General features: G+C 71.4%; 16 protein-coding genes. 8 read left to right on the top strand and 8 right to left on the bottom strand.

Annotated elements, in window-relative coordinates:
- Nucleotides 1-56: 56 nt before the first annotated feature.
- Entirely contained in the window at nucleotides 57-371 is a 315-nt protein-coding gene (locus DDQ41_RS07315) for a carboxyl transferase domain-containing protein (RefSeq protein WP_109297592.1), read from the top strand.
- Entirely contained in the window at nucleotides 368-589 is a 222-nt protein-coding gene (locus tag DDQ41_RS07310; protein WP_109293747.1) for an acyl-CoA carboxylase epsilon subunit, read from the top strand. The genes DDQ41_RS07315 and DDQ41_RS07310 overlap by 4 nt, the downstream gene beginning before the upstream one ends.
- 218 nt (nucleotides 590-807) lie before the next feature.
- On the opposite strand, the gene DDQ41_RS07305 is transcribed toward DDQ41_RS07310, so the two are convergent.
- The 4 genes from DDQ41_RS07305 to DDQ41_RS07290 are packed head-to-tail and all read right to left on the bottom strand — an operon-like array spanning nucleotide 808 to nucleotide 6,729.
- The gene (locus tag DDQ41_RS07305; protein ID WP_109293746.1) at nucleotides 808-1,974 is read right to left on the bottom strand and encodes an acyl-CoA dehydrogenase family protein; all 1,167 of its coding nucleotides are present in this window, start codon (nucleotides 1,972-1,974) and stop codon (nucleotides 808-810) included.
- Between the two features lie 2 nt (nucleotides 1,975-1,976).
- Entirely contained in the window at nucleotides 1,977-2,912 is a 936-nt protein-coding gene (locus tag DDQ41_RS07300) for a hydroxymethylglutaryl-CoA lyase (protein WP_174720353.1), read from the bottom strand.
- A 14-nt stretch (nucleotides 2,913-2,926) separates the two neighbouring features.
- A complete protein-coding gene (locus DDQ41_RS07295) occupies nucleotides 2,927-5,068 on the bottom strand; it encodes an acetyl/propionyl/methylcrotonyl-CoA carboxylase subunit alpha (RefSeq protein ID WP_109293744.1) in 2,142 nt (713 codons plus the stop codon).
- 29 nt (nucleotides 5,069-5,097) lie between these two features.
- Nucleotides 5,098-6,729 carry a carboxyl transferase domain-containing protein gene (locus DDQ41_RS07290; RefSeq protein ID WP_109293743.1) on the bottom strand — a complete coding sequence of 544 codons (1,632 nt, stop codon included), beginning with the start codon at nucleotides 6,727-6,729 and terminating at the stop codon, nucleotides 5,098-5,100.
- Nucleotides 6,730-6,828: 99 nt separating this feature from the next.
- Between DDQ41_RS07290 and DDQ41_RS07285 the strand changes: the two genes are divergently transcribed.
- Together DDQ41_RS07285 and DDQ41_RS07280 are read left to right on the top strand one after the other, a co-directional pair.
- A complete protein-coding gene (locus DDQ41_RS07285) occupies nucleotides 6,829-7,419 on the top strand; it encodes an SACE_7040 family transcriptional regulator (protein ID WP_109293742.1) in 591 nt (196 codons plus the stop codon).
- Nucleotides 7,420-8,174: 755 nt separating this feature from the next.
- Complete coding sequence (locus DDQ41_RS07280) at nucleotides 8,175-8,954, top strand: phosphatase (RefSeq protein WP_109293741.1); 780 nt, start codon at nucleotides 8,175-8,177, stop codon at nucleotides 8,952-8,954.
- Between the two features lie 302 nt (nucleotides 8,955-9,256).
- On the opposite strand, the gene DDQ41_RS07275 is transcribed toward DDQ41_RS07280, so the two are convergent.
- The 4 genes from DDQ41_RS07275 to DDQ41_RS07260 all read right to left on the bottom strand — a co-directional run bounded on the left by DDQ41_RS07275 (nucleotide 9,257) and on the right by DDQ41_RS07260 (nucleotide 14,665).
- Nucleotides 9,257-11,080, bottom strand: coding sequence for an aminotransferase class I/II-fold pyridoxal phosphate-dependent enzyme (locus DDQ41_RS07275; RefSeq protein ID WP_217364423.1), 1,824 nt, complete (start codon nucleotides 11,078-11,080; stop codon nucleotides 9,257-9,259).
- 33 nt (nucleotides 11,081-11,113) lie between these two features.
- A complete protein-coding gene (locus DDQ41_RS07270) occupies nucleotides 11,114-12,436 on the bottom strand; it encodes an NAD(P)/FAD-dependent oxidoreductase (RefSeq protein WP_217364422.1) in 1,323 nt (440 codons plus the stop codon).
- A gap of 191 nt (nucleotides 12,437-12,627) precedes the next feature.
- Entirely contained in the window at nucleotides 12,628-13,503 is an 876-nt protein-coding gene (locus tag DDQ41_RS07265; RefSeq protein WP_109293739.1) for an acyl-CoA thioesterase, read from the bottom strand.
- A gap of 4 nt (nucleotides 13,504-13,507) precedes the next feature.
- Entirely contained in the window at nucleotides 13,508-14,665 is a 1,158-nt protein-coding gene (locus DDQ41_RS07260) for an acyl-CoA dehydrogenase family protein (RefSeq protein ID WP_109293738.1), read from the bottom strand.
- A 488-nt stretch (nucleotides 14,666-15,153) separates the two neighbouring features.
- Here DDQ41_RS07260 and DDQ41_RS07255 point away from each other — a divergent pair, with 488 nt between their 5' ends.
- The 4 genes from DDQ41_RS07255 to DDQ41_RS07240 all read left to right on the top strand — a co-directional run bounded on the left by DDQ41_RS07255 (nucleotide 15,154) and on the right by DDQ41_RS07240 (nucleotide 20,956).
- Nucleotides 15,154-16,419 (top strand): AAA family ATPase, encoded by a 1,266-nt coding sequence (locus DDQ41_RS07255; RefSeq protein WP_109293737.1) that lies wholly within the window; start codon nucleotides 15,154-15,156, stop codon nucleotides 16,417-16,419.
- A complete protein-coding gene (locus DDQ41_RS07250) occupies nucleotides 16,419-17,078 on the top strand; it encodes an RloB family protein (protein WP_109293736.1) in 660 nt (219 codons plus the stop codon). The genes DDQ41_RS07255 and DDQ41_RS07250 overlap by 1 nt, the downstream gene beginning before the upstream one ends.
- A 94-nt stretch (nucleotides 17,079-17,172) precedes the next feature.
- Entirely contained in the window at nucleotides 17,173-19,776 is a 2,604-nt protein-coding gene (locus DDQ41_RS07245) for a type I restriction-modification system subunit M (protein ID WP_109293735.1), read from the top strand.
- Complete coding sequence (locus DDQ41_RS07240; RefSeq protein ID WP_109293734.1) at nucleotides 19,766-20,956, top strand: restriction endonuclease subunit S; 1,191 nt, start codon at nucleotides 19,766-19,768, stop codon at nucleotides 20,954-20,956. The genes DDQ41_RS07245 and DDQ41_RS07240 overlap by 11 nt, the downstream gene beginning before the upstream one ends.
- The last annotated feature ends 14 nt before the right edge of the window (nucleotides 20,957-20,970 follow it).

The following is a 20,970-nucleotide window of genomic DNA, read 5'->3' as shown; positions in this document are numbered from 1 at the left end:
CGCGCGTACAGAAGCCGTCGAGCCCGCCTTGAGCACCCGGGGGCAGGGTGGCCGGTATGAGCGTCGCCGAGGAAACGCCTCTGGAGTTCCGGAACACGCCGGTCCCCGCGGACGGGGCGAAGACGGCGCCCGCGCCCACGCCGGTCCGGTGCGAGATCGCGGCCGCGGCCGACCCGGACGCGATCCGTGCCCGGCTCGTCGAGGAGTACCGCGCGGAGCTGATGCACCCGTACTACGCGGCCGAGCGCGGCCTCGTCGACAGCGTGATCGACCCTGCGGAGACACGGGTCCGCCTCATCGGGGTGCTGGAGATGCTCAGTGCCGAGCACGTGCCGCTGCCGAGCCGCAAGCACGGGAACCAGCCGCAGTGACCGGCCACGCCCTCCGGGTCGTCCGGGGCGCCCCGGCGGCGGAGGAACTCGCCGCCCTGGTACTGGTCCTCCGCGTGCTGGCCGCGGGCCGGGCCGAGCGGACCGCCGCGCCCTCCGCCTCGGGGGCGCCCTCCGCGGCGGCCTGGGCCCGTCCGGCCCTGGACGCCCCCGCCACCGCCTGGTCGGTCCGCCGCCCGCCGGCCTGGCGCGGCGGGTGAGGCACGCCCCGGTCTGGCGCGGCGGCTGAGCCGCACCGGGCGCGGGCGGCCGGCCACCGCGGGGACGAGGCCGCAAGGCGTGGGCCCGGCTACCCGGCCACCCGGTTACCGCGGGGATCCCGGCTACCGCGGGGACGAGGCCGCAAGGCGTGGCCCGGCTACCCGGCTACCCGGTTACCGCGGGGATCCCGGCCACCGCGCGGACCCGGCGCCCCGGGCTACCCGGACAGCCCCAGCTCGCGTGCGACCAGCATCCGCTGGACCTCGCTGGTGCCCTCGCCGATCTCCAGGATCTTGGAGTCGCGCCACATCCGGGCCACGGGGTACTCGTTCATGAAGCCGTAGCCCCCGTGGATCTGCGTGGCGTCCCGGGCGTTGTCGACGGCGACCGTCGAGGAGTACAGCTTGGCGAGTGCCGCCTCCTTCTTGAACGGTTCGCCGAGTACGAGCCGCGACGCCGCGTCGCGCCAGCCGATCCGGGCCATGTGCGCCCGCATCTCCATGTCGGCGACCTTGAACTGGACGGCCTGGTTGTCGCCGATCGGGCGGCCGAAGGCGTGGCGCTCCTTGGCGTACTTCACCGACTCGTCCACACAGCCCTGCGCCAGCCCCGTGGCCAGCGCGGCGATGGCGATCCGGCCCTCGTCGAGGATGCGCAGGAACTGGGCGTAGCCCCGGCCTTCCTCGCCCAGCAGGTTCGCGAACGGCACGCGGACGTCGGAGAACGACAGCTCCCGGGTGTCCGAGGCGTTCCACCCGACCTTGGAGTACGGGGCGGCGACGGTGAAGCCGGCCGTGCCCGACGGGACGATGATGGAGGAGATCAGCGGCTTGCCCGCCTCCGTGCGGCCGGTGACGGCGGTGACCGTGACCAGGCCCGTGATGTCGGTGCCGGAGTTGGTGATGAAGCACTTGGAGCCGTTGATCACCCACTCGCCGGTCGACTCGTCGCGTACGGCCGTGGTCTTCGTGCCGCCCGCGTCGGAACCGGCGTCCGGCTCGGTCAGCCCGAAGGCGCCGAGGACCTCACCGGAGCAGAGCCGGGGCAGCCACTCGCGCTTCTGCTCCTCGGTGCCGAACCGGAAGACGGGCATCGCGCCGAGCGACACCCCGGCCTCCAGGGTGATGGCGACGGAGGAGTCGACGCGCGCCAGCTCCTCCAGGGCGATGCCGAGAGCGAGGTAGTCCCCGCCCATCCCGCCGTACTCCTCGGGGAAGGGCAGACCGAACAGGCCCATCCGGCCCATCTCGCGGACGATCTCGTACGGGAACTCGTGCCGCTCGTAGAGGTCGCCGATCTTGGGGGCGACCACGTCGTGGGCGAACTCCTCGACGGTGCGGCGCAGTTGCTCGTGCTCGGGGGTGAGGCGGTGGTCGAGCGGCATGGCTAGGACTCCTTGTGGGACGCCGTGCCCGCGAGGGCGCGAACGGTGCGTGAAGGGCTGGGGCGGCCCAGCCGTTCGGCCATCCACACGCTGGTGGCGGTGAGCCGGCCGAGGTCGACCCCGGTCTCGATGCCGAGGCCGTGGAGCATCCACACGAGGTCTTCGGTGGCGAGGTTCCCGGTCGCGCTCCTCGCGTACGGGCAGCCGCCGAGGCCGCCCGCCGAGGCGTCGACGGTGGTGACTCCGTGCTGGAGCGCCGCGAGGGTGTTGGCCAGTGCCTGGCCGTAGGTGTCGTGGAAGTGGACCCCGACGGCGCCGGTGGGCACACCCTCCTCGTCGAGCCCGGCGAGCAGGGCCCGCACATGGCCCGGGGTGGCGACGCCGATGGTGTCGCCGAGGCTCAGCTCGTCGCAGCCCAGGTCCATCAGCCGCCGGGCGACGCGGACGACCTGGCGGACCGGCACCGGGCCCTCCCACGGGTCGCCGAAGCACATCGAGAGATAGCCGCGGACATGGACCTCGTCGTCCTTCGCACGGGCCACCACGGGCTCGAACATGGCCAGCGACTCCTCGACCGTGCGGTTGAGGTTGCGGGCGGCGAAGGTCTCCGTCGCCGACGCGAAGACGGCGATCCGCCGGACCCCGAGGGCGAGGGCGCGGTCGAGTCCGCGCTCGTTGGGCACGAGGACCGGCAGGGCCACCCCCTCGATGTCGGCGAGGCGGGGGAACAGATCCTCGGCGTCGGCGAGTTGGGGCACCCACTTCGGGTGGACGAAGCTGGTCGCCTCCACCGTCGTCAGCCCGGACCCGGCGAGACGGTGGACGAACTCCGCCTTCACCCCGGTCGGGACGACCTGCCGCTCGTTCTGCAGCCCGTCGCGCGGCCCGACCTCGTGGATCCGCACGCGGGGCGGCAGCCCGGTGGCGGGCACCTCCATCGGCAGTCCCGCGGTCACGGTGTGCCCTCCTTCCCCTCGCCGCCGTGCGGGGCGACGACCGCCAGGACCTGGTCCATGACGACGGTCGCCCCCGGGGCGACGTCCAGTTCGGTGACGGTCCCGGCGTGCGGGGCGGAGATCACGTGCTCCATCTTCATCGCCTCGACGACGAGCAGGCTCTGGCCCGCGCCGACCTCGTCCCCGACCGCCACCTTGACGACCGTGACGGTGCCGGGCATCGGCGCGGCGAGCGTGTCGGCGCCCTGCCGGGCCGCCCCGCTCAGACCCGCGGCGACCGGGTCGTGGTCCTGCACGTGCCAGGAGTCGCCGTCCCGGCCCAGCCAGATCCCGGCGGGGGCGGCGGCGTGGTGGAAGGTGTGGGTGACGCCGTCGATCTCGACGCCGACCGTTCCCCCGCCCCTGACCGTTCCCCCGACCCCGGCCATCCTCGTCCCCGCGCTTGTGCCCGCGCCCGTGCCTGTGCCCGCGCCCGCGCCCGCGCCCATCCCCGTGCCCGTGCCCATCCCCGCGCCCGCGCCCGGCGCGGTGCTGTCGGCGCGCCCGATGCGCCGGACATGCCGGACCGGGCCGCCGTCCAGGACCGCCTCGGAGCCGCGCATCCGGACCTCCACCGGGTCGCGGCCGGGGACGCGGAAGTGGTGGACGGTCCAGGCGGGTTCGCCACCGAGCCGCCAGCCGCCGGGGACGGAGAACGGGTCCGTCCAGCCGGAGGCGTCCACCTGCGCGGGCGCCTCGCGCAGCAGCGCGGCGGCCGCGTACACCTCCGCCGGGACCGTGCCGTCGACGAGGGAGCCCGCCTCCCGCTCGACGAGTCCCGTGTCCAGTTCGCCCGCGACCACCTCGGGGTGGTCGAGCAGCCGGCGCAGGAAGCCCGCGTTCGTCGGCACGCCCAGGGTGACGTTGTCCGCGAGCGCCGCGCGCAGTCTGCGCAGGGCGGTCGCCCGGTCGGGGCCGTAGGCGATGACCTTCGACAGCATCGGGTCGTAGAGGCTGGAGACCTCCGTGCCCTCGCTGAGGCCGGAGTCGGTGCGCACCCCGTCGCCGGCCGGCTCGCTCAGGGAGATCACCGTGCCGCCCGAGGGCAGGAAGCCGCGGGCCGGGTCCTCAGCGCAGACGCGGGCCTCGACGGCGTGACCGGTGAGCGCGATGTCCTCCTGGCCGAAGGGCAGTTCCTCGCCCGCGGCCACCCTCAGCTGCCACTCCACCAGGTCCAGGCCGGTGACGAGTTCGGTCACCGGGTGCTCGACCTGGAGGCGGGTGTTCATCTCCATGAAGTAGTACGAGGACGGGTCGCCGCCGGGGACGATGAACTCGACCGTGCCCGCTCCCCGGTAGCCGCAGGACCGGGCCGCCTGCACCGCGGCCTCGCCCATCGCCGCGCGGACCCCCTCGTCCAGCAGGACGGACGGCGCCTCCTCGATGATCTTCTGGTGGCGGCGCTGGAGCGAGCACTCGCGCTCGCCGAGGTGCACCACGTTGCCGTGACCGTCCGCGAGGACCTGGATCTCGATGTGCCGCGGGCGGTCGATCCAGCGCTCCACCAGCAGGGTGTCGTCGCCGAACGACGCGCGCGCCTCCCGGCGGGCGGCCGCGATCTCCTCCAGCAGGGCCGACTCCGCCCTGGTCAGCCGCATGCCCTTGCCGCCACCGCCCGCCGAGGGCTTCAGCAGGACCGGCATGCCGATCTCCCGTGCCGCCTCGGCCAGCTGGTCGTCGGTGAGCCCCGAGCCGGAGGAGCCCGGTACGACCGGAACCCCGGCCGCCCGCACGGTCTCCTTGGCCCGGATCTTGTCGCCCATGAGGGCGATCGCCTCGGCGGGCGGCCCGATGAAGACCAGACCCGCCTCCTCGCAGGCGCGGGCGAAGCCGGCGTTCTCCGCGAGGAAGCCGTATCCGGGGTGGACGGCCCGGGCGCCGGTGCGGCGGGCCGCCTCCAGCAGGCGCTCGGCGGAGAGATAGCTCAGGGCGGCGGGCGCCGGGCCCAGCCGGACGGCGGTGTCCGCCTCCCGCACGTGCCGGGCGTCGGCGTCCGCGTCGCTGAACACGGCGACCGAGCGGACCCCGAGGGCCCGCAGCGTACGGATGACGCGTACCGCGATCTCGCCGCGGTTGGCGACCAGAACGGTGTCGAACATCCGCTGTCCTTCGAACGTCACAGTGGTCCTCACATCCGGAATACGCCGAAGCCGGGCGCCGACGCGTCCCTCTCGGGCAGCGGGGCGTTGGCACATGCGGTCAGGGCGAGCCCCAGCACCTGCCGGGTCTCCAGCGGGTCGATCACCCCGTCGTCCCACAGCCGGGCCGTGGCGTAGTACGCGTTGCCCTGCTGCTCGTACCGGGCGCGGACGGGGTCCTTGAACGCCTCCTCCGCCTCCGCGGGCCACTCCTCGCCGCGCGCCTCCAACTGGTCCCGCTTGACGGTGGCCAGCACGGACGCGGCCTGCTCGCCGCCCATCACCGAGATCCTGGCGTTGGGCCACATCCACAGGAACCGGGGCGAGTAGGCGCGGCCGCACATCGAGTAGTTGCCCGCCCCGTACGAGCCGCCGACGACGACCGTCAGCTTCGGCACCCGGGTGCAGGCCACGGCCGTGACCATCTTGGCGCCGTGCTTGGCGATGCCGCCCGCCTCGTAGTCCCTGCCGACCATGAACCCGGAGATGTTCTGCAGGAACAGCAGCGGAATGCCGCGCTGGTCGCACAGCTCGATGAAGTGGGCGCCCTTCTGGGCCGATTCGGCGAACAGGATGCCGTTGTTGGCGACGATCCCGACCGGGTGGCCGTGGATCCGCGCGAAGCCGGTGACCAGCGTGGTGCCGAACTCGGCCTTGAACTCGGCGAACCGGGAGCCGTCCGTGACCCGGGCGATGATCTCCCGGACGTCGTAGGGCGTGCGGGAGTCCACCGGCACCGCACCGTACAGCCCGAACGGGTCCGCCTTGGGCTCCTCGACGGGCTCCACCGGCCAGGGGAGCGGGCCCCGCCCGGGGAGGGTGGACATGATGGTCCGCACGATCCTCAGCGCGTGGGCGTCGTTCTCCGCGAGGTGGTCCGTGACGCCGGAGACCCGGGAGTGCACCTCGCCGCCGCCCAGCTCCTCGGCCGTGACGACCTCGCCGGTCGCGGCCTTCACCAGCGGCGGGCCGCCGAGGAAGATCGTGCCCTGGTTCCGCACGATCACGGCCTCGTCGCTCATCGCCGGCACGTAGGCGCCGCCGGCCGTGCAGGAGCCCAGCACAGCGGCGATCTGCGGGACGCGGGCGGCGGAGAGCCGCGCCTGGTTGTAGAAGATCCGGCCGAAGTGCTCGCGGTCGGGGAAGACCTCGTCCTGCATCGGCAGGAAGGCGCCGCCCGAGTCGACGAGGTAGACGCACGGCAGCCGGTTCTCCAGGGCCACCTCCTGGGCCCGCAGATGCTTCTTCACCGTCATCGGGTAGTACGTGCCGCCCTTGACCGTGGCGTCGTTGGCGACGACCACCGCCTCGCGGCCGCTGACCCGGCCGATACCGGCGATCACCCCGGCCGCCGGGGCCTGCCCGTCGTACAACCCGTCGGCCGCGAGGGGGGCCAGCTCCAGGAAGGGCGAGCCCGGGTCCAGGAGAGTGTCGACCCGGTCGCGCGGCAGCAGCTTCCCGCGTGCGGTGTGGCGCGCCCGGGCCTTCTCCCCGCCGCCGAGCCGGGCCGCGGCCAGCTTGGCGCGCAGGGTGTCGGCGAGGGCGTGGTGGGCCGCCTCGTTGGCCTGCCAGGCGTCCGAGGCGGGGTCCGCCGCACTCGTCAGCACAGGTGCTTGCCGCATGGTGTGGTGCCCCCTGTCAGAGCATCGTCCGTGTTAATGAGCGTTAACCCGTTCCCATCAGGTTAACGAGCGCTAACCGCGTTGTCTAGAATTGGCGCCATGAGCACCAGGACCGACGCTCCGACCCGTCGCGAGCAGATCCTCAGGGAGGCCGCGCGCCTCTTCGCCGAGCGCGGCTTCCACGGCGTCGGCGTCGACGAGATAGGCGCCGCCGTCGGTATCAGCGGCCCCGGGCTGTACCGCCACTTCCCCGGCAAGGACGCGATGCTCGCCGAGCTGCTGGTCGGCATCTCCGGCCGGCTGCTGGACGGCGGCAGGCGGCGGGTCGCCGAGGCGGACGGCGTCCCCGAGCAGGTGCTCGCCTCGCTCATCGACGGCCACATCGACTTCGCCCTCGACGACCGCCCGCTGATCACCCTCCACGACCGGGAGCTGGACCGGCTGCGCGACAGCGACCGCAAGCTGGTGCGCCAGCTCCAGCGCCAGTACGTCGAACTGTGGGTGGACGTCGTCCGCAAGCTGCACCCGGAGACGGTCGAGGGCCACGTCCGGGCGGCCGTCCACGCCGTCTTCGGCCTGCTCAACTCCACCCCGCACCTCGGCTCTTACGGCAACGGGCTGCCGGGCCGCACCGCCATGGAGGACCTGCTGCGCAGGCTCGCCCACGGGGCGTTCGCCTCGCTGTCGTAGGGCCGCGGGCCCCGCGGGCGGCGGTGCGCGGCCCGCGTCACCGGCCGGCGGTCGGCCACCGGCGCCGTACGCCGTCACCCCGCCGGCCCGCCCCGCACCCCTCCACACCCCTCCACACCCCTCTCTCTCCGCCGGCCCGCGCAGGCCTCCCGCCCGGACGGGCCGGGCCTTCCCCTGCACACCGCGTCTCTCCGCCGGCCCGCCCCGGCTCCCGCCCGAAGGGCCCGGCCCCCTGCCCGAGCGGACCGGGCCTCCGGCGGCCCCGGGGCGTCCGGCGGCCCCGGGGCGTCGGAACTTCGCACTGGAGCAGGAGGAGACGGAGGCCGGCTATGTGCTGGCCTGCCAGTCCCATCCGGTCACCTCGGAAGTCGAGCTGGACTTCGACCGCTGACGCGCCATTCCCTTCCCCGGGATCCTGCCCTATCTTGACGATCCGTCAGATAACCGGTGGGGAACTCCGGACGACGGACGACGAGGCCGTCGGCCGATCCGGTGCACGGGAGGGACTGGGCTGTGGACTTCACCTTCACCGAGGAGCAGCAAGCGGCCGTCGAGGCGGCCAGGGCGTCCGGCCGCCCGGCCGTGCCGTCGCGCGGCGCGGTCCCTGCGCGCGACCGGCCGTGAGCCCCCTGCGCGGCGGCTCCCCGGGCACCGCCCCGGACTCCCGCGCACCCCGGACCCGACCTCCGGCGCCCCGGGCGTCCGGCCCCCGGGACGCCGGGCACCCTCCGCACACCTGGCGGCACAATGGGCGCATGCCGATACCGAACCGCTCCGCCCTTGTCGACCATCTCGTCCGCACCCGGATCGCCGGAGACGTCGCCACCCCGCGCGACAACAACCTCTCCCACTACCGCAGGCTCGCCAACGGGGACCGTCACTACTGGCTGGGCCTGGAACTCGGCGACCGCTGGAGCGACGAGCAGGACGTCCTGGCGGTCATGGCCGAGCGCTGCGGGGTCAACGACGACCCGCGGTACCGGCACGGTCAGGACACCATCGACCCGGAGCTGACCGTGGACGCCCTCGACCGGATGGCGGCCCGGCTGAAGCAGGCCGCCGCCGGGCGGGAGTCCGTCCTCTTCGCCACCGGCCACCCCGGCGGGCTGCTCGACGTCCACCGGCAGATCGCGGACGCGCTCCGATCGACGGGCTGCGAGATCGTCACGATCCCCTCCGGGCTCACCGCGGACGAGGGCATGGTCTTCCAGTTCGCCGGGGTGGCCGTGCTGGAGCGCGGCGCGACGCTGTGGCACACCCATTCCCCCGAGCCGATGGCCGCGATCCTGGACGGGCTGGAGCGGGACGGCCGTACCCGGCCGGACCTGGTCGTCGCCGACCACGGCTGGGCGGGCTGCGCGGGACAGCGGGGCGTCGACGCCGTCGGCTTCGCCGACAGCAACGACCCGGCCCTGTTCATCGGCGAGGCGGAGGGCACGGTCCGGGTGACGGTCCCGCTGGACGACCATGTCACGGACCCGCGTTTCTACGACCCGATGACCGCGTATCTGCTGGACGCGGCCGGGCTCCTCTGACTTCCGGCGGGTCCCGGTGGTCCGCGCGCTCGTCCGGTCGCGCGCTCGCGCGGTCCCACTGCCGGGCCCGGCAGCAGGAGCGGCCCGGCCCGGCCCGTGCGGCGGCGCGCCGCGTGGAGGTTTCGGCGCGCCGCGCGGAGGCCCGGCGGTCGGCTCGTCCCGCCCCCGCCCCCGCCCCCGCCCCCGCCCCCGCCCCCGCCCGGGCGAGGGAGACGGGAGGACGGGGAGACGGGGGAGACGGGGAGGACCGAGAAGACCGGGAACCGAGAAGACCGGGAAGACCGGGAACTGGGAAGACGGGGTCAGCGGGTACCCATACCGAAGGCGCTCGACAGGTACTGCCGGGCGTCCTCCACCGAGGCGGCGATGATCTCTGCCGCCTCGCGTGCCTCGTCGGGCTCGTGCGCCGCCTGCACCTGCAGTCGGAAGCGGGCGGAGCCGGACGGGGTGACCGGGAACTCCACCATGAAGGCGAGCACCCCGCGGTCGAACAGGAACCGGTTGGCGGTACGGGCCAGTTTCTCGTTGCCGATCAGCAGCGGGACGATCGGCGAGGGAGCGCCCAGGCACTCCAGCCCGTGGCCGCCCAGGGCGCCGCGGAGCGCGTCGATGGCCTCGAACAGGCGTGCCCTGAGCCGATCGCCCTCGGCGCTGCCCACGATCCTCGCCGCCTCCAGCACGACGGCCGTCTGCACGGGCGAGAGGGCGTTGGAGAAGAAGTGCGGGCCGCCGAACATCTTGGCGTACTGCTTGACCGCGGGTGTCCGTGAGGCCAGGAAGCCCCCGTTGGAGGCGAAGGTCTTGGAGAACGCCCCCATCACGAGGTCGATCTTCCCGGTCATCCGCTGCATGCCGAGGACCCCTGATCCGCCGGGCCCCATGGAACCGAGGTCGTGGGCGACGTCGACGAGCAGCGTCGCGTCGTGGGCGTGGCAGACCTCCTGGAGGGCGAGGAGGTCGGGCCAGTCGGCGTCGACGGAGAACAGGCCGTCGGTCACGACCAGGATGCCGTTGCGGGTGTCGCGGCGCCGGATCTCACCGAGGTGGCGGCGCACCTCCTCGACGTTCAGGTGTTCGTAGCGGACGACGTTCTTGCTGGCGGCCCGCGCGCCCTGCTGGAGGCACGAGTGTGCCAGGCGGTCGATGACCACCCAGTCCTCCGGGCGGACGAGCGCCGTGACCGTTCCGAAGCCGGCGGACCAGCCGGTGGGGAAGAGCGTGACGTGCTCCAGGCCGACCAGCCGGCCGAGGGCCTCCTCTAGTTCGTTCGACAGCCGGGTGTTCCCCAGGACCATGGGGGATCCCGCGCTGTGCGGCCCGAAGTCGCCGAGGGCGCGCGCGGCGGCCTCCCGGACGGCGGGATGCGCGTTGAGGGAGAGGTAGTCCTGGGAGTTGAAGTTGATGCCGCGGGCTCGGCGACCGAGGTCGTTGCTGATCTCCGCGACGCTGCCGGGCGCGGCTTCCAGGAGCCTGGAGTACTGCCAGGTCTCGGTGCGCCGGCGGGCTTCGACCCAGTCGTGGAACTCCTCGGTGCGCCGGAGCAGGTCGCGGCCGGCCGGGCGGTAGAAGTCGTACGCCTGCTTGTCGAGGGCGTACTCCTCGTCGGGATCCGCGGTGATCCGCAGGGAGGCCGGCTCCACCAGGTCCCCGAGAGCGGTGCGCACCTCGGGGTAGCGGTCGGTCAGGAACCGGGCGAAGGAGTCCAACGCGTCCGAGGAGTCCGGGGAGTCCAACGCGTCCGGGGAGCCCAACGCGTCCGGGGAGCCCGGGGAGTCCAACGCGTCCGGGGAGTCCGGGGAGTCTGAGGCGTCCAACGCGTCCGAGGAGCCGAACGAATCAGAGAAGCCGAACGAATCAGAGGAGTCCGGCCCGGCCGGGTCGCCGGGGCCGAACGCCGCCATCTCGTCCCAGGGGACGTGGGTGGCCCAGTTCTTCATCATCTCCGAGACCTCCCGCGCCGCCCGGCCCGTCTCCCGGGCGAACCCGGCCAGCTTCCGGCGTGTCCGGGGATCCGCCGGAGGTTCGGCGGCCGGCCGGCCGCCGAGTTCCTTGAGGGCGCTGTCGGTGGCTTCCAGGATGATGCGGACGAGTTCCTCGTCGGGGCGGGGGACCGGAGCGCTGGGCATGGCGGAACACCTTCGGAGTCGGGGAGCGGGGCCTCAGGAGAACGGGTTGCGTAGGTAGCTCCGGGACTTCTCGGCGAAGCCGTCGAAGATCGCGTGCCGGTCGGACGTCTCGCGGGCGGCGTCGTTGATCAGGAAGAGGTTGGACGCCTGGAAGAACTCGGAGACGGGGGCGATGTCCGCGTGGGTGGCGATGTAGCGGTCGGTCTCCTCCTGGTTTCCGCGCAGTGCGGCGAGGAGCTGGAGTTCGTCGTGGCGCAGCGGGCGCATCTCGGCCAGTGTGCAGGCGTAGTCGTAGTAGGCGGCGGCGTTCTGGCTGCGGCGGCGTTCCTCGTACGACCGGAGCGCGCTGTCGAGGGGTTCGTGGCCGCCGAGCCAGGAGCCGATCGCGGTCGCGGCGAGTTCGGCGTCGCGGAAGGCGTGGGTCATGCCGGTGGCGGTGCACTGGTCCTTGAAGCTCTCCGCGTCGCCCACCAGCACCCAGCCGGGTCCGTGTAGCGGACGCAGATAGGCGGCCTGGTCCAGGGTTCCGTAGAAACGTTCCTCCTGCTGTCCCTCGGAGCGCACCTGCTCGGCCAGGTCGGGGCTGACGAAGGACAGCGCCTGGAGGAAGTGGCCCTCGACGTCGCTGCGGAAGGCGGACGCCCACTCGCTGGGGCCCCACACCAGCGTCATGTTCTGGTCGAAGTTGGTGGGGACCACGGCGGCGGCGAGTCGGCCGCGGCGGTGCAGTTGCAGGCCCCCCGGCGCGAACCCCGAGTAGTACGTCCAGTAGGCGAACGTGCACCGGGGCCGCTCGTCGTACTTGGCGAGCCCGAGGGCCCGGGCCACGAAGGAGTTCCGCCCGTCGGCACCGACGACGATCCGGGCGCGCTCCTCGAACCGGGTGCCCGCCCGGGTGCGGCCCCGGACACCGACCACCCGGCCCTCCTCGACGATCAGTTCGTCGACGGTGCAGCCCTGGCGTACGTCCGCCCCCGCCGACGCCGCGGCGTCCATCAGGATCTCGTCCAGCACCCGCCTGCGTACCGAGGCGTGGGCGGTGACGACGCCGTCCCCGTCACCGTGCAGTTCCTCGAAGTGCGTACGCAGGAGCTTCTCGGGCACTTCCCCGGTCAGCTGGATGCCCTCGTTGACGAGGTGCACGGCGGTGTGCGACGGAGTGGTCCGGAGCACGCTCTCCAGCAGGCCCCAGCGGTTGAGGTAGGACAGGCCGTGGGGCCAGAGGAAGTGCGTCGACAGCACGTCGCTGGGCAGCTGGGCCCGTTCGAGCAGCAGCACGCGGTGACCCCCGCGGGCCAGCAGCATGGCCGTCGGCGAGCCCGCGCAGCGGGCACCGACAACGATGGCGTCGAACACCGGTCCTCCTCGCATTCGCCCGTGGTCTCCGCCGGGCCGTGGAACGACCGTCCTGGGCCGGATGCCGGCGAACGCCGCTGATATCAGACGGACTTGGGCTCACCCGAAATCTAGCGTGTGATCGACCGGGTGTCAGCCGCACTCCGTCCAGGCCTGGTTGACGGGGCGGTCGTCTGCCGCCCTCGCCGCGGTCAGCCGTGCGGGACGCGGACCAGGCCCTCCTGGATCACCGAGATCGCCAGCCGCCCGTCCTGGGTGTAGATGCGTGCCTGGCCGAGGCCGCGGCCGCCGTGCGCGCTCGGCGACTCCTGGTCGTACAGCAGCCATTCGTCGGCGCGGAAGGGGCGGTGGAACCACATCGCGTGGTCCAGCGAGGCCCCGACGACGTCGCCGACCGCCCAGCCGCCGCGCCCGTGGGCCAGCAGCACCGAGTCGAGCAGCGTCATGTCGGAGACGTAGGTGGCGAGGCAGACGTGCAGCAGCGGGTCGTCGGCGAGCTTGCCGTTGGTACGGAACCACACCTGCGAGTGCGGCTCCCGGCGCTCGCCGATGCTGGCGTACGGCGGCTTGCCCACGTACCGGATGTCGACCGCGGCGCGGGCCTCGAGCATGCGCCGCACGATCTCCGGGTGGATGGGGTCGCCCGCGTAGTGGGGCAGCCGCTCCGCCGCGGTCGGCAGGGTCTCCGGGTCCGGCGCTTCGGGCATCGCCGCCTGGTGGTCCAGCCCCTCCTCGTGGATCTGGAAGGAGGCCGAGAGGTGGAAGATCGGCTGGCCGTGCTGGACGGCGACGACCCGCCGGGTGGTGAAGGACCGGCCGTCGCGGATGCGGTCGACCGTGTAGACGATCGGCGCGCCCGGGTCGCCCATGCGCAGGAAGTACGCGTGCAGGGAGTGCGCCGTGCGGTCCTCGGGGGCGGTACGGCCCGCGGCCACCAGCGCCTGGGCCGCGACCTGCCCGCCGAAGACGCGGGGCACGATCGTGGGGCGCGAGTGGCCGCGGAAGATGTCCTGCTCGATCCGCTCCAGGTCGAGCAGGTCGAGCAGGTCGTCGAGAGCCTCGCTCACAGGGTCAGAGGCCCATCGACTTGGCGATGATCGACTTCATGACCTCGCTGGTGCCGCCGTAGATGCGGTTGACGCGGTTGTCGGCGTAGAGGCGGGCGATCGGGTACTCGTTCATGTAGCCGTAGCCGCCGTGCAGCTGGAGGCACCGGTCGATGACGCGGTGGGCGACCTCGGTGCAGAACAGCTTGGCGGAGGCGGCCTCGGCCGGGGTCAGCTCGCCCGCGTCCAGCGCCTCCAGGGCGCGGTCGGCGACGGCCTCGGCGGCGTCCACCTCGGCCTGGCAGGCGGCCAGTTCGAACTTGGTGTTCTGGAAGGACGCGACCGTCTTGCCGAAGACCGTGCGCTCCTGGGTGTACTCCTTGGCGAACCGGATCGCGGCCTTGGCCTGCGCGTACGCGCCGAAGGCGATGCCCCAGCGCTCCGACGGCAGGTTCTGGCCGAGGTAGTGGAAGCCCTTGTTCTCCTCGCCCAGCAGGTCCTCGACCGGGACCCTGACGTCGACGAACGCCAGCTCGGCGGTGTCGGAGGTGCGCAGGCCGAGCTTGTCCAGCTTGCGGCCGATGGAGTAGCCCTCGGACTTGCTGTCCACCGCGAAGAGGGAGATGCCGAAACGGCGGTCGTCCTCGCGCGGGGCGGAGGTGCGGGCGCACACGATCACGCGGTCGGCGTGGACGCCGCCGGTGATGAACGTCTTGGCGCCGTTGAGGACGTAGTGCGTGCCGTCCTCCGACAGCCTGGCCGTGGTCTTCATGCCCGCGACGTCGGAGCCGGTGCCCGGCTCGGTCATCGCCAGCGCCCACATCTCCTCGCCGGTGACGAACTTCGTCAGGTAGCGCTTCTTCTGCTCGTCGGTGGCGAGCATCTTGATGTACGGCAGGGCCAGCAGCACATGCACGCCGGAGCCGCCGAAGTGGACGCCCGCACGCGCGGTCTCCTCGTAGAGGACGGCCTCGAACTTGTGGGTGTCCAGGCCCGCGCCGCCGAACTCCTCGGGCACGTTGATGCCGAATATGCCGAGCTCGCCGAGCTTGTCGTAGAACTCGCGCGGCGCCTGGCCGGCGGCGAACCACTCGTCGTAGACGGGGACGACCTCGGCCTCGATGAAGGCGCGGACGGTCTCCCGGAACGCTTCGTGGTCCTCGTTGAATACGGTCCGGCGCACGGACGCCTCCTCGGCACGGTGTCGGTCACTGACTGGGCACAGACGAGCACACAGAGCTGTCTAAGCGCTTGCTCAGAATAAGTTACCCGGCGGTTGTTGAAACTGTCCAGAGTGATGCGGGGCACGTGCGCGTGCGGGAGGCGGGAGGCGGGAGGCGGGAGGCGGCTGGGCGTGGCGGCCGGGGGTGGCGGCCGGGGGAGGCGGCTGGGCGTGGCGGCCGGGTGTCACCCCCGGACATGGGCCCGCACGTGACGATCCGCACCGGCGGCCGGACGTGACGGCCGGACGTGACGGCCGGAAGTGACGACCAGAAGTGATGACCGGACGTGACGTCGGCCCTGTCACACGGCGGTGCCGGTGCCAGTGCCGGTGCCGGTGCCGGTGCCGGTGCTCATGGGCTGCCCCGGTGACGGGAGAGGGCGGACGCGGCGTCCGGATCGAGCCGCTGTCCTTCGCGCCCACTACTCTGGCCGCGGAGAGGGGCCGGCATGCTGCTGAGATTCCGCACGGCGAACGTGCGGTCACTGCGCGACGAGCAGGAGCTGACGTTCGTCGTGCCCGAGGACGACCCGGGCACGTCCGCACGCCCGGTGGGGCTCGCGGGTGACCGGTCACTCGCCGTACTTCCACTGATCGGCGTCTTCGGAGCCAATGCCTCGGGCAAGTCGAACGTGCTGGCCGCCATGACGGACATGCGTGCCGCCGTCATCAATTCGTACGCACGCTGGGCGGCCTTCGAAGGGACCGCGCGCGTTCCCTTCGCCCTGAACGACAAGGACGGGCAGCAGTCGGCCAGCTTCTTCGAGGTGGACCTCGTCCTTGACGGCGTGCGCTGGACGTACGGCTTCGAACTCGGTGCGGACCGGGTCGAGGCCGAGTGGCTGCACAGCTATCCCCGAGGCCGTCGGCAGGTGTGGCTGGACCGCGACGCGTCCCGCGCCGAGGTCTACGACTGGCCGGGAAACCGCGTGAAGGACCGGGCCGGACTCGAGCGGCGCACCCGGCCCAACGCCCTGCTGCTGTCCACGGCCGGCACGGACAACCATCCGCAGCTGACCCCGCTCTTCCACTGGTTCCGCCGCAACCTCTGGCTGATCAACCCGGAGGACGAGCGCGAGCAGCGCGAGGCTTTCACGACGCGGGAGCTGACCGGCAGCCGCGCGCGCCGCATCAACGAGTTGCTGCGGGTCGCGGACCTCGGAATCACCGGTGCGGAGGTCGTCCAGGAGGGCACGGGACCCGCGACGGTCAAGCTCACCCACCGCTCCGCCGCGGGAGACGTGGCCTTCGACTGGACTCGGGAGTCCTTCGGTACCCGATCCTGGTTCGCTCTGCTCGGTCCCCTGCTCCTCGCCCTCGACGAAGGCGCCGTGCTGCTCGTCGACGAACTGGATGCCAGCCTGCACCCGCGCTTCGCCGCGGAGGTCGTTCGCCTGTTCCACGACCCGCAGGCGAATCCGCGGGGGGCGCAGCTCGTCTTCACCTCGCACGACCCCTCCGTGCTCAGCACCCCGAGCGGCGGTCGGCTGCTGGAGCCCGGGCAGGTGTGGCTGACCGAGAAGGACGAGGAAGGCGCGACGGACCTGTACCCGCTGACGGCGGCGTCCCCGGGGGAGGACGAGGACCTGATGAAGTCCTACCTGGCGGGTGCCTTCGGCGCGGTGCCGTCTCTTCTGGAGGGCCAGATCGCGCGGCGGCTGCTGGCGGCGAACGAACGGGAACGCGAGTACGAGGCGGAGCGGAGCGGTAGCTGATGGCGCGCACGAGGGGGAAGGACTCGCTGGGCCCTGCGAAGAAGGGCGGGCGGCGTCGGAAGGTCGTGCACGTCTTCACCGAGGGCAGGGTGACCGAACCCGAGTACATCAAGATCGTCCGGGAGCGGGCGGGTACGAACGGCATCGAGGTCCGCATCGCCAACCAGTCGGCTCCCGGTTCGCAGCGCAAGCCGATCAATCTCGTGGAGGCGGCGGTGAGGCTGATGCGCGAGGAGATGCGCGTGGCCAGACGCAGCGGCCTGGAGAAGAAGTACTGGCCTGCGGTCTGGTGCCTGTTCGACCGCGATCAGCACGATCACATCGACGCGGCGCTGAAGGAGGCCCGTGAGGCCGGCGTCGAGGTCGCCTTCTCGCATCCGTGCTTCGAGGTGTGGCGGCTGCTCCACCACAAGTCGGTGACCGGCACCTTCGGCGGCGTCTGCGACATGGCGGTGGCCCGGCTCCCGTTCGGGGGCGGCGCGGCGAACATCAAGACGGTGCTGCCGGAGCAGATCCCGCCGGGCAGCTTCGCCGAGGCGAAGAAGCGGGCGCGGAAGATGAACGAGGCGCATGCGGAGCATGTGCCGAAGAGCCTGCGCGATCCGTACACGGATGTGTTCGAGTTCGTCGAGAAGGGACTCGGGATCACCGCGTACTGACGGAAGCAGACCGAATTCGGGCGATCGTTTTCATCCCGGCCGGGGATCGCCGTAGGGTTCCTACGTCATATCGGGTCGTAGGGAAGACGGGTACGTGGCCAAGCTCACGCTCGCGCAGCTGGAGCGCCATCTCTTCGCCGCCGCGGACATCCTCCGCGGCACGATGGACGCCTCCGAGTACAAGGACTACATCTTCGGGCTGCTGTTCCTGAAGCGGGCCAACGACGAGTTCGAGGCGGCACGCGAGCGGATCAGGGAGCAGGCGGAGAACGAGCACGGCCTGGCCGGGGAGCTGCTGGACAGCTTCCTGGAGGACCCGGCGCCGTACAGCGACCGCGGGGTCCTCTTCGTCCCCGGGGGGGCCCGCTGGCAGCGGATCTCCTCCGGCACCCACAACGTCAACGAGGAGCTGCTGCGGCCCGCGCTCCAGGCCCTTGAGGGTCAGAACGCCAAACTCAAGGGCCTGTTCGACCAGCTCGACTTCAACCGCATCGGCGGCTCGGGTGCCGCCGCGGGTGCGGCGAAGCTCGCCGACCAGAGACTGAAGCTGCTGATCGCGCACTTCGGGCGGGTCCGGCTCAGGACGGAGGACTTCGAGTTCCCCGACCTGATCGGTGCCGCCTACGAGTACCTGATCAAGGAGTTCGCGGACTCGGCCGGCCGCAAGGGCGGCGAGTTCTACACCCCGCGTGCCGTGGTCCGCATGATGGTCGAACTGCTGGACCCCCGGGACGGCACGCGCATCTACGACCCGTGCGTCGGCTCGGGCGGCATGCTCATCCACGCCAAGGAATACGTGGAAGAGCACGGCGGGGACGCCGAGAACATGTACTTCGCCGGCCAGGACGCCAACAGCGGTTCCTGGATCATGTCCACGATGAACATGGTGCTCCACGGCGTCAGCACCCGCTTCGACCTGCGGACCGGCGACACGCTGTCCGAGCCGGCGCACACACCGAGGTCCGATGCCGACCGGTTCGACGGGGTGCTGAGCAATCCGCCGTTCTCGATGGACTACTCGCTCACCGACTTCCCGCACAGGGCGGAGCGGGCGAAGTACGGCGAGACGAGCGAACGCGGCAAGGCCGACCTGATGTTCCTCCAGCACATGCTCTGGATGACCAAGCGGGAGGGCCGAGGCGGCATGGTCATCACGGTCATGCCGCACGGCGTGCTGTTCCGGGGCGGCGGTGAGCGGGACATCCGGTCCGAGCTGATCGAGCGGGACGCGATCGAGGCGGTCATCGGCCTCGCCCCGAACCTCTTCTACGGCACCGGCATCCCCGCCTGCATCCTGGTCCTCCGCCCGCCGGGCAGAAAGGACCCGAAGCGGGAGGGCCGGGTCCTCTTCATCAACGCGGACCGCGAGTTCCACGCGGAGCGGGCGCAGAACGTGCTGCTCCCCGAGCACGCGGAGAAGATCGTCACCACGTTCCGGGAGTACGAGGACGTGCCCGGCTTCGCGCGCGTGGTCGAGCGCGAGGAACTGCGGGAGAACGACTGCAACCTCAACATCCGCCGCTACGTGGACAACACGCCCCCGCCGGAGCCGCAGGACGTGCGGGCGCACCTGGTGGGCGGGATGCCGCGGGCGGAGGTCGAGGCGAAGAAGCAACTGCTCGACGCGTACGAGATCGGGCTGGAGGACCTCTTCGCCGAGCGCGAGCCGGTGGACCCGGCGTATGTGGACTTCCTCCCCGAGGGCGAGCGCCCGGACGCGGCCCGGCTCGCGGAGCTGGCGCGCCCCCGCGAGGACGCGCTGCGGGCGGCGTTCGCCAAGTGGTGGGAGGAGGAGGCCCGTCACCTGGAGGCGGTGGCCGCCACGCCCGAGCGCCTGGCGGAGCTGACGGCGCCGGAGCGCAAGGCGGCGCTGATGGCCGTACGCGGGTCGCTGATCGGGTCGTTCGTGGAGCGGCTGGGCGGCATCGGTCTGCTCGACCGGTACGCGCTGGCGGGCGCGGTGGCCGGCTGGTGGTACGAGGCCAAGTACGACCTGCTGGCGTTGTCGGAGAACGGCTTCGCGGGGGTGCTGGACGGCTGGGTCGAGAACGTCGAGACGTTGCTCGCGCCGGAGCAGGACCCGAAGACGAGGAAGCTGCGCAAGCGCACGGCTGCGGAGCGGCGCCAGGCGTACGACCACAAGGTGGTCGCGGCGATCGCTCCGGAGTTTCTGACGGAGCTGGCGGAGGCCGATGCCCGTAAGGCCGAGCTGGACGCGCGCTGGAAGGAGCTCAACGCGGAGCCGGAGCCGTCGGAGGACGGTGAGACCGAGGGTGACGAGGACGCCGTCACACGGGAGCAGGTCGAGCTGAGCGCGGAGCAGCTGGCGGAGCTGGCGTATGTGAAGAAGGAACGCACGAAGGCCGCGGCGCGCGTCAGGAAGCTTGAGGCGGAGTTCTGGTTCACGCCGTGGCCGGACCCGACCAAGCTGACCGAGGACCCGCCGAGGCTGGTCGCCGCCCGGAAGCGGTTCGCGGAGGACCCGGAGGGGGAGCGCCGGGTGGTGCTGGAGCTGCTGCGGGACGACCTGGCGGGGAAGCTGGAGGGGCATGTGGTGCGGCTTCGGCGGCAGTTGGTTGATGTCTATGGGGTGTGGGCGGACAAGTACGTGGTGTCGCTGGGGGAGATTCGCGCGGAGCGGGAGCGGGCGGCGGCGACGCTGGATGAGTTCCTGAAGGAGCTGGGTTATGCAGAGTGAGGAAAAGGCTGCATGGCCGGTTCGGCGCCTGACCGACGTTGTCAGTCTCCCCACGGGGCAGGTTGACCCTAGAGAGGAGCCGTACCGCAGCCGCGTCCTCCTGGCGCCAGATCATGTGGAATCACGCACTGGAAAGATCGCTAAGCACGTTACGGCAGCGGATCAAAGTGCATCGAGTGGCAAGTACGTGGTGCAGCCAGGGGACGTCATCTTTTGCAAAATTCGGCCGGCTCTCAGAAAGGTCGCGTTGGCGGACTTTTCCGGTACGTGTTCAGCCGACATGTATCCGTTGAAACCCGGGAGGGAGATCGTCGCTGGTTTCCTCGTCGCGGTTCTCTTGAGCGAAAACTTCTCTCGGTATGTTGAGTCCCTTTCAGCTCGTACCGGAATCCCGAAGGTCAATAGAGAGGATTTGGCGGGCTACTGCTTTCCGCTTCCGCCCTTGGACGAGCAGCGGAGACTCGTCGAGGTGGCCGACGCGGTGTCGGCGCAGGAGCGCGCCATCCAAGGTTCGATTACGAAGCTTCGGAGCGTCCGTCAGGGCACGCTACTGTCAGCCATGCTCCCACTACGGGGAGGCGAGCCTCCGAGGGGCTGGGTCCGGGTGCAGCTCAAGGACGTAGTGCCAGTGGCGGAGTACGGTGTTTCTGAGGCTCTGGACCGCGATTCGCGAGGAGTTCCCGTTCTCCGGATGAACAACCTCGCAGGTGGACGACCCGAGTTGTCGGACCTGAGGTACAGCCCTGTGGCCGTATCCGCCAAGCTTGAACTCAAGTACGGTGATGTATTGTTCAACCGAACCAACAGTATTGACCATATCGGGAAGTCAGGGATGTGGCGAGGGGAATTGTCGAAGGCTTCGTTCGCTTCCTATCTGGTGCGGATCAACCCGGATGCGTCCCGACTGACTCCTGAGTACCTGGTCGAGTGGCTGATGCATCCGACAATTCGCCAGCGGGTGAGGTCGATCTCGACCGTCGCGGTTCAGCAGGTAAACGTGAATCCCACACGGCTTCGTGAGCTGGAAATCGACATGCCGAAGGAGCCGGCCGAGCAGCGACGTATTGTCGACTCGTTGTATGCGTGTGATGCCCAGATCTCGGCCGAGTGCGAAGAGCTGGCCAAATTGCGCGCCTTGAAGTCGGGACTCATCGATGACCTGCTGAATGCAGCGGCTTGACGCGTCCCGATGTG

Origin of the sequence: Streptomyces spongiicola (assembly GCF_003122365.1) — a bacterium.
GTDB lineage: Bacteria > Actinomycetota > Actinomycetes > Streptomycetales > Streptomycetaceae > Streptomyces > Streptomyces spongiicola.
Note: the sequence above shows the minus strand (reverse complement) of the source record. Positions and strands in the feature narration are given on the sequence as shown.